This is a genomic window from Microcoleus sp. Pol8_D6, from assembly GCF_036700965.1.
Taxonomy (GTDB): Bacteria; Cyanobacteriota; Cyanobacteriia; order Cyanobacteriales; family Microcoleaceae; genus Microcoleus.
Genome location: NZ_JAUBPW010000007.1, coordinates 45,563 through 58,841 on the forward strand (window position 1 = coordinate 45,563; position 13,279 = coordinate 58,841).

Consider the following 13,279-nt stretch of genomic DNA (forward strand, 5'->3'; position numbering starts at 1 on the left):
GGTTTGAATGACCCCCGATCGCCATTCGCTACAACCTTTACTCAGCAAGTCTTGGTATGAACCAGTTTTGATAAGCAAACCCGATCGCCCTTTCCAACGGTTCGTTATCGATAGCGTGATCCTAAAAGATTTACTTATCAATCAAATTTAATAATTGTTTTAGAATTTCTGCAATAGTACGGTAGAGTTAATTATCAAGCCAAGAAAATGTGCTGCTCGCTTTTTGGGAGATCGCACAGCTCGGCCGATCGTCGAGATATTGAGTTAATCAAAAGTGTAAAATCAGCAGGGATAGTTTAAAGACTTATGCTAGCGATAAATCTTTTGCTCCCTCCTGCGAACCAGCGCTCAAAACAGTTCGCTAAATTCCATTAACGAACAGAAAAAAAGCGCATTGATAAACTTCAGTGATGTCGTTACAGAAGATTATGAATTGCAGCGAGGCTAGACTATGACAAAATTTTCAGAGCAATTTTCTCGGCGTAAATTTATCGTTACAGCAGGTGCATCTGCCGTCAGTTCAATACTGCTCAAAGGCTGTTTGGGAAATCCTCCAGAACCCGGTGCCACTGCCGGTGCTGACGGCGCGATACCCGCAGCTACCTCAGTAATGGCTGTTGCCAACGAGAAAAGAGTCGAAGGAATTGAAAGCACTAAAATCACATTGGGATACATCCCGATCGTCGAAGCAGCACCTTTAATCATTGCCCAAGAAAAAGGCTTTTTTGCCAAATACGGCATGACTGAGGTAACAGTTGCTAAGCAAGCCAACTGGGGTTCTGCCAGAGATAACCTAGAAATTGGTTCTGCAGGCGGCGGCATTGACGGTGGCCAGTGGCAAATGCCCATGCCTTATCAAATTAGTAAAGGGTTGATTACCAAAAACAGCGTCCAAATCCCCATGTATGTTCTAGCCCAGTTGAACACTCAGGGAAATGGAATTGCGATCGCGAGCAAACACCAAGGCAAAGGCATCGGGCTCAAACTAGACCAAGCTGCCCAAGACTACATGAAAGGCCTCAAACAAGCAGGCACGCCCTTCAAAGCAGCCTACACCTTCCCCAAAGCCAACCAAGACTTTTGGATTCGCTACTGGCTAGCAGCTAACGGCATCGATCCCGACACAGAAGCCGAGTTGCTAACAGTACCGTCAGCGCAAACCGTAGCCAACATGAAAACCGGCAGCATGGACGGTTTCAGTACCGGCGACCCCTGGCCCCTGCGGATCGTCACAGAGAACATCGGCTTCATGTCCGCCCTGACTGGCCAAATCTGGAAAGATCACCCCGAAGAGTATCTAGCAATTCGTGGCGACTGGGTAGACAAACACCCCAAGGCCACAGAAGCCCTGCTAGCAGGACTGATCGAAGCGCAGCAGTGGTGCGACAAACCAGAAAATCGCCCAGAATTAGTAGCCATTACTTCTGGCAGAAACTACTTTGACGTAGCTCCGGCAGTTTTGACACCTCCCTACCAGGGCAAGTACCTCATGGGTGACGGCCAACCAGCGATCGACGATTTCAAGATGAGTCCGCTGTACTGGAAAGACGACCTCGGCAACGTTTCTTATCCCTACAAGAGTCACGATTTGTGGTTCTTAACCGAAAGCGTGCGCTGGGGTTTCTTGCCAACTAACACCTTGGCAGATTCTAAGACAATCATCGATAAAGTCAACCGAGAAGATTTGTGGAAAGCCGCAGCAAAATTAGCCGGAGTTGCTGATGCTGACATTCCAAAAAGTACGTCTCGGGGCGTTGAGAAGTTCTTTGACGGCACAGAATTCAACCCGGAAAAGCCAGAAGCTTATCTCAAGAGTTTGGCAATTAAAAAAGTGTGATGGGGTCTTAGCTTCCCATAATTTAGTCTCAAAATTTAGTCTCGAAAATACACAGCACCAGACATAGGAGATTAGCAGCATGGCTGTAAGTACAAGTCGGAGAGGCGGCAATGCACAAGGAGCTTTTGGCGAGTTTTGGAAGAAGAATTCCCCAAATATCTTGCCGCCAATTTTAGGAGTTTTGGGCTTTCTGTTGGTTTGGCAATTCTTGTCAAGTACGGGACTGATAAAACTGCCGGGGCCGATCAGCATTTGGACTGACGAACGGACGCGGATTTTGTTGCTGTATCCTTTCATGAACTCCAAAACCTACGGAATTGGATTATTTTGGCAGACTTTGGCGAGTTTGGAACGGGTGGCAAAAGGCTACACTCTCGCGGCAGTTGTGGGAATTGGTACGGGTGTTTTGGTAGGTACAAATCCTTTTCTAAACCGCGCTTTAGATCCGCTTTTTCAGTTTTTGCGGATGGTGGCCCCTTTGGCTTGGGTTCCCATTGCCCTGGCTGCACTGCAACAAAACGAACCTGCTGCTTTGTTCGTGATTTTTATCACTTCAGTTTGGCCGATTTTAATCAACACGGCTGAAGGTGTTCGCCAAATTCCCGACGATTACAACAACGTGGCGAAAGTGCTGCAACTTTCTCGTCAGGAATATTACATCAACATCTTGTTTCCGTCGGCACTTCCTTATATCTTCACAGGATTGAGAATTGCGATCGGTTTGGCTTGGCTGGCGATTATTGCTGCGGAAATCGTGATGTCTGGGATTACGGGTATCGGCTTCTTTATTTGGAATGCTTACCAGCAAAACTACATCAGCGAAATTCTGTTAGCGGTGTTCTACATTGGGGCTGTTGGTTTGTTGCTCGATCGCATGATGGCTTGGTTGCAGCAAAAGATTGCTCCTTCTCAAGGAAAGTAGCTAATTAGATATGTTGACTGTTCACGGTTGACTTTTGACGGTTGACTTTTGACGGTTCACGGTTACAGCAATTACGAACTCCCTGGCTGAGAAACCTTTTTTTTAAACTCTTGTTAATGGATTAAAAAAAGTTTTTTGGTTGATTTAAGAAACAGGTTGCTGTATCCAGTCATAATATATTAACTATTAGCTGTTATATATCAACAGCGAACAGCGAACAGCGAACAGTCAACAGTCAACAGTCAACAGTCAACAGTCAAATAACAAACTTACAAAAAAGGCAAGAAAATCATGTCTGTTTTGATTGCAGTAGAACAACTAGAAAAAGTCTTTAATCTCTCTGATGGGGGGACATACATCGCCCTCAAAGGCATCGATCTAGAAATTAAAAAAGGCGAATTTATCTCCTTAATCGGACACTCCGGCTGCGGCAAATCTACGCTGCTCAATATGGTCGCAGGTTTGGATATGCCGACAGAAGGATTGGTGACAATTGAAGGGCAAAGAATCACCCAGCCTGGTCCCGATCGCATGGTAGTATTCCAAAACTATTCGCTGCTACCTTGGCGGACGGTCAGAGAAAATATTACCCTAGCCGTAGACTCGGTAATGAGCGGCTTACCCAAAGCCGAACGCCTCGAAATCATTCAAAAACACATCGATATGGTGGGCTTGACGCCCCACGCCGAGAAGCAACCCGCACTGCTATCAGGCGGACAAAAACAGCGGGTGGCGATCGCCCGTGCTCTGGCCCTGCGCCCGAAACTGTTACTCTTAGACGAACCCTTCGGCGCTTTGGATGCTTTGACTCGCGGCAACTTGCAAGAAAAGTTGATGGAAATTTGCCAAGAGTACGAAATTAGCGCTCTGATGGTAACGCACGATGTGGATGAGGCCGTGTTGCTGAGCGATCGCATTGTCATGCTCACGAACGGCCCAGAATCGAAGATTGGCGGCATTCTCGAAGTAGACATCCCCCGCCCCCGCAAACGGATGGAAGTCGTCTCACACCCTAGCTACTACGCTCTACGTAGCGAAATGATTTACTTCCTCAATCAGCAGAAGCGGGTCAAAAAACTGCGGGCGCGGAAAGTACCCGCGATCGCCCGCCACGGCCTAGAAAAAGTCAACCTCGAACTCGGCTTTATTCCGCTGGCAGCCTGCGCTCCCCTCGCTGTCGCCAAAGAAAAAGGCTTTTTTGCCAAGCACGGGCTCGATGAAGTCCACCTCGTGCGGGAAACAAGCTGGCGTGGCATCGTAGACGGCATCGCCGCAGGTTACTTAGACGCAGCCCAAATGCCCTCTGGGATGGCGATGTGGTTGAGCTTGGGGGGCCACCAAGAGCAGCCGATTCCGACGGTAACAGCCCTCACCATGAGCCGCAATGGTAATGGAATTACCCTCGCGAGGCGCTTTTACGACCAAGGGATCTACACTCTGGCAGACTTTAAAAAAATGCTCCAGAGAACGCCCGCGCAAACCCACCGTATGGGCATCGTTCACCCTTCTTCGATGCACAACCTGTTGCTGCGTTACTGGCTGGCTTCCGGTGGCATTGACCCGGATCGCGATGTGTTGCTGAAAAATATCCCACCAGCTCAAATGATCGTTGACTTGCAGGGCGGCACTATTGACGGTTTCTGCGTCGGCGAACCTTGGAACTTGCGGGCATCGATGGAAGGAGTCGGCTTTACAGTGGCTACAGATTTGGAACTTTGGCCCGGACACCCCGGCAAAATTCTCGGAGTTCGGGAAGACTGGGCAAATGCTTATCCCAACACTCACATTGCTCTAGTCAAAGCTTTGCTCGAAGCTTGTCACTACTGCGCCGATCCAAATCACGCCGCCGAGGTTTCGGAAATTGTCGCGGGAAGGGAGTACGTCGCTACTGATAAGAGTTACATCCAACTAGGCGACCCGAGATCTGTTGCTTGCAACCTCGATACTCCGATGCGGGAATACGCCCACCACTTGTTTTCTGGAGATGGGGTGAATCGCCCAAGCCGCACCGAACAACTCTGGCACATGGTGCAGATGGCGCGCTGGGGCGATACTGTGTTCCCGCGCAACTGGGTGGAAATTCTGGAGCGGGTGGTGCGAGTCGGTGCGTTCAGCACGGCGGCGCGAGAGCTGGGGATGGCTGATATTACTTACACTCGCGGTTCTCTCAGCTTGTTTGACGGCTCGGTGTTTAATGCTGACGACCCGATCGGCTATCTCAACAATCTGGCGATTAAACGCGATTTCACGATGGCGGAAGTTGTACTCGATTCCGGCCGCCGAGCTGCTTAGAGCGGTTTTTAGTTAGATAAAAACAGGGTAATTGCTAATTGTTAGTTGTTAGTTGTTAGTTGTTAATTGTTAATTGTTAACTGCTAATTGCTAGTTAGTAATTCCCTCTTCGTTCTTCCCTCTCGCCTCTTCCTTCTTTCCTCGCAAATCACCCAATCACAATTTCCTAAACCCATGCTCAACACCACTAAAAACCAGACGAACACCAAAACTCAAATCCAGCCGGGAAAAGGCCGCCGCCAACCTTTTTTGGTGATGGATAATGTTTATAAAGTATACCCAAACGGTTACAGGGCTTTAGAAAACGTCAATCTGAATGTAGCTGAGGGAGAGTTTATTACTCTGATTGGACACTCGGGCTGTGGCAAATCAACACTGTTAAATATGGTGTCGGGTTTTAGCCATCCGAGCCAGGGCACGGTGTCGATTAACGGAGAGCGGATTACGAAGCCGGGCCCCGATCGCATGGTGGTGTTTCAGGGTTATGCTTTGCTACCTTGGCGCACGGTGTTTGAAAATGTTTATCTGGCGGTTAATGCTGTATTTCCTGAGAAGTCGAAGGTGGAAAAAAATGCGATCGTCAAAGAGCATTTGGCGATGGTGGGATTGACAGAAGCTGCTGAGAAAAGACCGCCACAAATTTCGGGGGGGATGAAGCAGCGGGTTTCTATTGCCCGCGCTTTGGCAATTCGCCCAAAAGTGCTGATTTTAGACGAACCTTTTGGTGCTCTGGACGCAATTACTAAGGAGGAATTGCAAGAAGAGTTGCTGAAAATCTGGAACGATCACCGCTGTACGGTGTTGATGATTACTCACGATATTGATGAAGCGTTGTTTTTGGCCGATCGACTGGTGATGATGACTAACGGCCCGTCGGCGACAATTGGCGAAGTTTTGGAGATTCCTTTTCCGCGTCCGCGCGATCGGGTTCAAATGATGGAAGATCCGGAATACTACAATTTGCGGAACTACGCCCTAGATTTCCTGTTCCGTCGTTTTGCACACGATCACGATGCCTAATCGGTTGGCAAATCAAAGTTAAAGAGGAGAATTAGGAGACTTCTCGAAAAATTTGAATTCTTTTGCGAAGTAGGGGTTAGGCATCCTGCCGCCCCAAGACGAGCTTTTTTGCAGAAGTCTATTGAAAAGTTTAAGCCCCAGTCTTCCCCGATGTCCGGGGCACATCGCTGCGGGCGCAATTTTCCCGATCCGGTTGGGTAAACTGAAGCTTAATGGTGGACGAGAAGTTTTTTCGGACGTTCGGATCTTTTTCCGATATTTTACGTCTACCAGCGAAGAGACCCGATTGCCTAGCTGTCGGTAAGCTGGCATGAACTGAGCCCACCTTCTATTCGAGGGTGGGCTTCTTCTTCATGTTATTAACAGTTTTTGGGCGATGGGTGGTTGGTGCATTCCACCCTGGGAACTGGCACACTGCGGGAACGTTTATCGGTGTTTCATGGGTTAAGGCTGTTGTCAATATAAAGGTTTTCAGTTGAGTGAACTACAGATGCTCGGCTAGGGAAACGGCTGAGCCTAAGTCCGGCGCGGGGTTCTGTGACTTTTAACAATTGGTATAAGAGTGAGGATTGTAGCAAGACTTTTTTAAATTTGTATTACTCAGGTTTGTACGGAAAACTCCTCTGGGCCAATATCCCAATTTACCCAGCGAATTGCTTCTTTAGCTGATTCTATATCAGGCGGCACTCGCAACGCATGAATAAATCCCGTACTCGGACAGGTCATTTTTAACAAATAAACTGGCTTGCGATTACCCACGTCATCAAAATCATCGTCAAACTCGATGCTTAATAAAGTGTATTCCTGCCAACTGTCTAATTCTGTCACCGCTAGTTCTTGACAAATGCGATCGTAAGTAATTCCCTGAATTAACGCGCGCCGAACTTCTGCATTCTGTTCCTTCAACACCCACTTAGACTGCCACTGGTGCGGGTGCAGCCTGCCGTACCATTCGGGTAAAATCACGCCGTGATAGGCGTAAATCGAAACACCGTCGGCAAATTGTACCGCTGGTTTTCCTTCGGCGTGCAAGCGGTGGTTGCTGTCAACGGAAAGTGCGATCGGCTTTTCGCAGACAATGCAAACTTTGTCATAGGGATAAATCCAGCCGCAATCCCGGACAATCGATTGAAAAACAATCCAATTTCTGCCGTAAGAATGTGGTAAATTTATGACCGAAATGCAAAAATCCAACAAACTCCCATAAGCAGCCCACAATTCTGGTTGAATGCAATTACTGAGGTGTTTTCCTAATGTTGGCCGGATTTCTCCACTCCGCTCATCGATCACCTGTTGCGGTGGCAATTGGCTTGATATTTCGCCAGCTAAATAATTTCGCTCCGGCTCCCACAATTGCGTTTTCAGTTGAGTATAAAGTCGTTGTTCCAGTTGAGTTGGCAGTTGGTTTTGCAGTTCGGTTTCTAGTTGGCTTCCCAAATAACCCCGCAGTTGTTTTTCTAGCGGGCTGCGAAGTTTTGTCTCGAATTGGCTCCGCAGTTCGCTGCTGGGATTGTCAAATCGACTGACGATTAGATCCGCAGCTTCGTAGGGGCGATCGACAAAAATGATTTCCGGTGCTTTGAGGCCGATCGCACTGTAAGCCGATTTAACTGTTTCCGCAGCTTGCGATCGATTTATCGGGCCAGTGGAAAGCGATCTCGCTCTCCACTTTTCCCGATAAACTGGAATTAAAGCAGCTTGTTCTGGCGTTAGTTTTTTAACCTTAGTCTGCGACATACCTCCAACCTTGTGGCTCATATTCCCGCTGAATTCGCACCATCCAATTACCTTCGGGAATTGCGATCGCCTGGTGTTCTTCGTGACTCAATAAAGCTGTCGGTGAAAGCACCCGCAAGTACAGAGTACCGTCTTTTTCGTAAAGTTCAGCTTGTCCCTCAATAATCTGGTGAGAATGTCCGGTGACTTCACCTTCGGCGAGAGTTAGGTGAGGTTTTTTTTCTCCTTCGATTTTCGGTACGGGAGTGAGAATTACGTCGCCTTGTCGGATGGGTTGCATAGGTTTTTTCTAAATTTTGTTTACTGGTATCGCTCGATCGAGCTTTTCTACCGTTATTTAATACTACGGTTGTACTACATAGCTGTCAAGAGCTACAAACCAAATTCCACTTTTCCTCTAAACCGCAGTAATCCCGCGCCGAAACTCCTTAACTGCTTCCACCCTAGAAGCCATCAGCAAGCAGCAAGACAGCAGGTTGATGTCTAAACCGGGCAAAACTTCGCTTTGGTCAATTTTTTCATATCCGTGCGATCGCAAATGATACAAACCAAACACCCCGTCTTCCCAAAACCAAACTTCGGGGACTCCTAATGGTTGGTAGCGATTCAACTTGCTTTCTCCCCCACTGGCAAACACTACTTCGATGGCAAGATCGGGGGTAATACCTGTTGACTTGCCAATTAAAAAAGATTCATCAGTTTGTACTGAGACTTCCTGTCCCTTCTCTTGGGTAAAGCTACCCAAGGGGTTAAACTCGATGTCTTTTTCCACAAAGTAGTCCATCAGCAAACCTGCAATTTTCCTGCTGAAAGATTCATGTTCTTGCGAAACTGCCAAAATTTCTACCTCACCTTTGAAATAAAAAAGTCGGATGCCGGGGGAATCAGAAAACCCCTGCTCGATTAGCTTGAATTGTTGCCAATCAATCCCGGAATGAATTAGGCGCGGGTCTTTTGGTTTGTCTAAGGTTGCTGTCATGGCACGACTTAATTTAACTATTTTATAGCAATTTTAATTCGCACAAGTTTGCAAGAACATTTGTATGGTGCGTCCGATCCCAAAAACCTGTTTAAATCGAAACGATCGCCCTGTGACACACCATACAAGTTTATTTAACTATTATATTATCCTTGAAATGCGGCAACCGAAACTCGATCGCGCCCTGCTTCTTTCGCCCGATAAAGCGACTCATCGGCCATCGCAATTAGCTCCCCCGGCTGCGATCTCGCCTCTGGAATGCAGCAAGCTACACCCAAACTCAGCGTCACATATTCGCTGACAGCAGACTTAGCATGAGGTATTTGCAAACCCCGCACCTGTCGTGCGATCATTTCAGCTACGCAAGCCGCACCTTCAATATCGGTATTCGGCAAAACTACTACAAATTCCTCTCCACCGTAACGCGCCACTAAATCTGCAGCTCGCTTTACCGACTGCTGGATCACCGTCGCCACTTGCCGCAAACATTCATCCCCCGCTTGGTGACCATAAGTGTCGTTGTAAAGTTTGAAATAATCAATGTCGCACATAATCAAAGACAGTGGTGCTTCTTCCCTTGCCAAACGTCGCCATTCCGTATCGAGGTATTCATTAAAAGAGTGGCGGTTTCTTACCTCAGTCAAACTGTCGTAATTTGCCAAATACTGCAAGGCTCGATTCACTGTTTCTAACTGCTGTTTCTGCTGCTGCAACTGACGGTTGAGCTCCGCCAACTGCTGTTCTGCTGAGTGCGATCGCAACAAATTTCTCACCCTAGCGAGCAATTCCCTCTCGTCAAAAGGCTTTGAAATATAATCGTCAGCACCTGCATCCAAACTTTCGATCCGAGCTTCCATCCCCGATCGCGCTGTCAAAAAGATTACCGGAGTAGATTTCAATTCTGGCGTATTCCGAATCTCCTTGAGCAAATCCAGTCCGTTTTGTCTGGGCATGATTTGGTCGCTCACAATCAAATTTGGCTGCAAAGTTTTTGCTTTTTCTAAACCTTCAACCCCGTCCATCGCCACAGCGACTCGATAGTACGGAGTTAATAAAGTTTGGAGGTAAGCCAGCAGAAAATTGTTGTCTTCTACTACCAGCAACAGCGGTAATTCTCTACTGTCACTTGTTAATTGTTCCAGATAATTTTTGTCGTCAAAACTGTTAGGTTCCGGCAGCGTGGCCTGGGGTGTGGTCGCCCGGATATTTCCCGAACCCCACTCTCCGGAGCTGAATCCAGTCAGTCCAGCCAATTGGGCGATCGCACTCACCAACTGATTCGCTTCCACCGGCTTCGACAAATGCCTCTGAAACCCCGCCTCCAGCGCCGATGCCGAATCTTCTTCCTCAATGCCTCCCGTCAGCGCCACGGCCGGCAGCAGTTCCCTGTGCTCGGACATTTCCATTGCTCTGATGCGGCGGATTAAATCGCAGCCGTCGGCTCCCGATACCGTCATATCGCTGACCAACACGTCGGGGCGCGACTGTTGCAACTCCGCCATCGCTTCGCCGGCGCTACCCACCGCTGTTACCTTGGCTCCAAATGCTTCGAGGCCAGTTTTGAGAAATTGCCGGATCTCGGCGCTACTTTCCACCACCAGGACTTGCTTTCCCGCTAGGGGTTTGGAAACCGATCCGGGTCTGCTTTCCCTTTGGGTGATCGCAGCAGTGTGATCGTCGGGTGCATTTTTGTTGGCAATCGGTAGCAGCACCCCAAAGGTCGCCCCCTGACCGATACCGGGACTCGAAGCCCAAACACTTCCCCCGTGCAGTTCCACCAACTGCTGCACAATTGAGAGCCCCAGCCCCAGCCGATTTTGTTCCTTGGTCTGGAAGTTGTCTGCGGGGCGGAAGTAGTCAAAGATGTGCGGCAGAAATTTCGGATCGATGCCGCAACCGCTGTCGCTGACCTGAATCAAGACGCCCGACGGAGTAGGCTCGATTCGCACTTGAATTGGGTATGGTGTCGCTTCTGGGGTGAATTTTATGGCGTTTGCAAGGAGGTTCCAGACTACTTGCTGCAAGCGTTCTGCATCTGCCAAAACATGGCTGATGGCGGGGTCGAAATGTTTTTCTACGCGGAGGTTTTTAGCATCGGCGGCGGGACGGAGGGTGTCAATCGCAGATTCTATGATAGACGGGAGGTGAACTTGGCCGATGTTCAGGCACATTTTTCCTCGCAGCAACCGCGAGAGGTCGAGGAGATTGTCTATTTGTCGGTTTTGTAATTTGGCGTTGCGCTCGATGATTTCCAAAGCGTGGCTGGTGGTGGCTTCGTTTAAATTGCGCGATCGAGCTAGCTGTGCCCATCCCAAAATCGCACTCAGGGGCGATCGCAGTTCGTGGGAGGCGATCGCCAGAAATTCGTCTTTTGCCCGGTTGGCTTCGGTTTGGGCTGCTTCAACGGCTTTGCGATCGGTGATGTCGAATCCCATCGCCAAATACTGACAGGGTTTTCCCTTACAGTTCAACAGTGGAACTACTGCTGCGTACACCCAATAATCACTTCCATTCTTGGCTTTATTCTGAATGTCTCCTTGCCAAACTTCACCTTTGGCAACAGTTGACAGCAAATTTTTGATTAATTCCGAAGATTTATATTCCGAATGGAGGATGCCGAAGTGGCTGCCGATTAGTTCAGCACGGGAATAGTTGGAGATGCAGCAAAGTTGATCGCTGACATAGTTGATAATTCCTCGCGCGTCCGTCCTCACCGCCACTGCCGATCGGTCGATCACTCTTTTAAAATCTAAACATTCTTGTAGCGACGAATCTAGTTCTTTTGTCGTAGAAAATTGACCGAGCCGATCAGACGCGTTTTGTTGCTGGCGATCGGGCTTATCCTTACTCCGTTGTTGGATTTCCATTGCTTCTATCTTCCCCTGACGGCTGACACCTAATCTACTCGCATCCTGATTCATTATCACAATTTTCTTTCCCGCACCGGCGGGTGTAATATTTTGTATCTCTTCATCTTCCTGAAAAATTGGCAGGCACTACATCCACTCGGGAGTCACCTTAATTTTTGTTTATAGTTGGCTAAAGTTTGTCAATCTGAGGACTGATTTTTTCATGTCTAGCCGATCGTCGGCTGGTGGCTCATTCCTTTTTATCTGGTATCTTTTATATTTTACTAAGGGGAATCACTGAGAATTTTATGGTGTGGATCACACACCGACAGTTGCATTCTTGTTTGAAATGGGTATCATAACCGTCAACTTTTTGCTCACAATTACTCCTAGTATCTGGCACAAAGTCTCGTCTTCGGGAGGCTTTCGCGTCTGTGGCATTCTGCCTCATCTGCACTGAATGAGATATATGTGCATGACTAGACAGTTCCCAAATCAGGGGCGGGTTTGGGCGCACAAAGTCCCTATCTGGCGATCGTCCCTAACTTCTTTTAAATTATTTTCTTCAACATCTTGACAGGTCTGTATATTTTTTGTATTATAAAATGTAATATGCCTTCAGAGAAGAGAACCGGCTAACTGCCTTGACGCACTCAACTATTAACAATTTGAGGAAAATCGTCTGTGAATTTAGACGCTGTACGCGAGCAATTTGAACAAAGAGCCTTTGATTATGACGGCTTAATTCCCCGCATCATTCCGCGCTATGGCGAGCAACACGATGTAATATTGCAGTTAATCCCTTCTGAAACTAATGGTAACATAAAAGTTCTGGATTTAGGTGCGGGAACTGGCATACTTTCGGCTATGATTCTGCAAGCATTTCCTCAAGCAAAAGTCCTAGCCTTTGATATGGCCCAAAATATGCTGAAAACTTGCCAAACAAACTTGTCCGCTTTCCGAGAACGGCTGACCTTGCAGCAAGGAAACTTTGCCGAAGATGATTTCGGCAGCGGTTACGATTTGGTAGTTTCAGGCTTGGCAATCCACCACCTCGACAGCGCAGGTAAACAACAGCTATTTCACAAACTTTTTCACTCGATGAATCCAGGGGGAATCTTGCTAATTCGAGATATTGTGACAGGTGCTACTCCCCGGCTGACTGAGCAATACGAACAGTTGTGGCGGCAGTACATGAAAGCTAACGGAGAAGACGATGCAGAATGGTTTCAAAAATATCGAGAAGAAGATATTCCCTCCTCTGTTGAAGAGCAGACAAAGTGGCTTGCAGAAGCTGGTTTTGCCGACGTAGGATGTCACTGGCGCCATCTAAATTTTGCTATTTTTGGCGGATTTATCCCAAGGTAGAAGGCATTCGAAAGAATGCAGAGTTTTTTGATAATTATCAAAAGCTCGTGAAAAGTCGCACACTGAAAACTTTTTCACTCCCGGACGCAGAACCTAATTTTGTAGGTTCTTAAGGGCCAGTTTACCACTATAATTTGCGCGTAAAACCATTCATTTTTTGCGATATGAATAAGTTTCAACAAACCTGTAGAGGCGGGTTCATTCAAGCGCTCTCTGGCAGTGCCAACAGATTCAATAAACCCGCCCCCAGCCCACAATATAACCCGCTAGTGACA

9 protein-coding genes are annotated in these 13,279 nt (G+C 47.9%); 5 read left to right on the plus strand and 4 right to left on the minus strand.

The window, feature by feature from the left end:
- Positions 1-451: 451 nt before the first annotated feature.
- From QUA10_RS04765 to QUA10_RS04780, 4 genes are all read left to right on the plus strand, one after another.
- Positions 452-1,837, plus strand: a complete 1,386-nt coding sequence (locus tag QUA10_RS04765; RefSeq protein WP_333082184.1) for a CmpA/NrtA family ABC transporter substrate-binding protein — start codon at positions 452-454, stop codon at positions 1,835-1,837.
- 79 nt (positions 1,838-1,916) lie between these two features.
- On the plus strand, positions 1,917-2,759 hold the full coding sequence (gene ntrB, locus QUA10_RS04770; RefSeq protein WP_333082183.1) for a nitrate ABC transporter permease: 843 nt from the start codon (positions 1,917-1,919) through the stop codon (positions 2,757-2,759).
- Between the two features lie 291 nt (positions 2,760-3,050).
- On the plus strand, positions 3,051-5,051 hold the full coding sequence (locus QUA10_RS04775) for a nitrate ABC transporter ATP-binding protein (protein ID WP_333082181.1): 2,001 nt from the start codon (positions 3,051-3,053) through the stop codon (positions 5,049-5,051).
- 174 nt (positions 5,052-5,225) lie between these two features.
- Positions 5,226-6,071, plus strand: coding sequence for a nitrate ABC transporter ATP-binding protein (locus QUA10_RS04780; RefSeq protein WP_333082180.1), 846 nt, complete (start codon positions 5,226-5,228; stop codon positions 6,069-6,071).
- A 600-nt stretch (positions 6,072-6,671) separates the two neighbouring features.
- On the opposite strand, the gene QUA10_RS04785 is transcribed toward QUA10_RS04780, so the two are convergent.
- From QUA10_RS04785 to QUA10_RS04800, 4 genes are all read right to left on the minus strand, one after another.
- On the minus strand, positions 6,672-7,808 hold the full coding sequence (locus QUA10_RS04785) for a DUF6745 domain-containing protein (RefSeq protein WP_333082179.1): 1,137 nt from the start codon (positions 7,806-7,808) through the stop codon (positions 6,672-6,674).
- Positions 7,795-8,088: a hypothetical protein gene (locus QUA10_RS04790; RefSeq protein ID WP_333082178.1), complete on the minus strand. Its 294-nt coding sequence runs from the start codon at positions 8,086-8,088 to the stop codon at positions 7,795-7,797. Before QUA10_RS04790 ends, QUA10_RS04785 begins: the two co-directional genes overlap by 14 nt.
- Before the next feature lie 117 nt (positions 8,089-8,205).
- Positions 8,206-8,787, minus strand: coding sequence for a Uma2 family endonuclease (locus tag QUA10_RS04795; RefSeq protein WP_333082177.1), 582 nt, complete (start codon positions 8,785-8,787; stop codon positions 8,206-8,208).
- 146 nt (positions 8,788-8,933) lie between these two features.
- On the minus strand, positions 8,934-11,708 hold the full coding sequence (locus tag QUA10_RS04800) for a diguanylate cyclase domain-containing protein (protein WP_333082176.1): 2,775 nt from the start codon (positions 11,706-11,708) through the stop codon (positions 8,934-8,936).
- Between the two features lie 612 nt (positions 11,709-12,320).
- Here QUA10_RS04800 and QUA10_RS04805 point away from each other — a divergent pair.
- The gene (locus QUA10_RS04805; protein WP_333082174.1) at positions 12,321-13,004 is read left to right on the plus strand and encodes a class I SAM-dependent methyltransferase; all 684 of its coding nucleotides are present in this window, start codon (positions 12,321-12,323) and stop codon (positions 13,002-13,004) included.
- Positions 13,005-13,279: the final 275 nt, after the last annotated feature.

Excerpts from the sequence above, each read along its gene's own strand:
- QUA10_RS04765 (WP_333082184.1), top strand. The coding sequence starts at position 452 with ATGACAAAATTTTCAGAGCAATTTTCTCGGCGTAAATTTATCGTTACA.
- ntrB (WP_333082183.1), top strand. The coding sequence starts at position 1,917 with ATGGCTGTAAGTACAAGTCGGAGAGGCGGCAATGCACAAGGAGCTTTT.
- QUA10_RS04775 (WP_333082181.1), top strand. The coding sequence starts at position 3,051 with ATGTCTGTTTTGATTGCAGTAGAACAACTAGAAAAAGTCTTTAATCTC.
- QUA10_RS04780 (WP_333082180.1), top strand. The coding sequence starts at position 5,226 with ATGCTCAACACCACTAAAAACCAGACGAACACCAAAACTCAAATCCAG.
- QUA10_RS04785 (WP_333082179.1), bottom strand. The coding sequence starts at position 7,808 with ATGTCGCAGACTAAGGTTAAAAAACTAACGCCAGAACAAGCTGCTTTA.
- QUA10_RS04790 (WP_333082178.1), bottom strand. The coding sequence starts at position 8,088 with ATGCAACCCATCCGACAAGGCGACGTAATTCTCACTCCCGTACCGAAA.
- QUA10_RS04795 (WP_333082177.1), bottom strand. The coding sequence starts at position 8,787 with ATGACAGCAACCTTAGACAAACCAAAAGACCCGCGCCTAATTCATTCC.
- QUA10_RS04800 (WP_333082176.1), bottom strand. The coding sequence starts at position 11,708 with ATGAATCAGGATGCGAGTAGATTAGGTGTCAGCCGTCAGGGGAAGATA.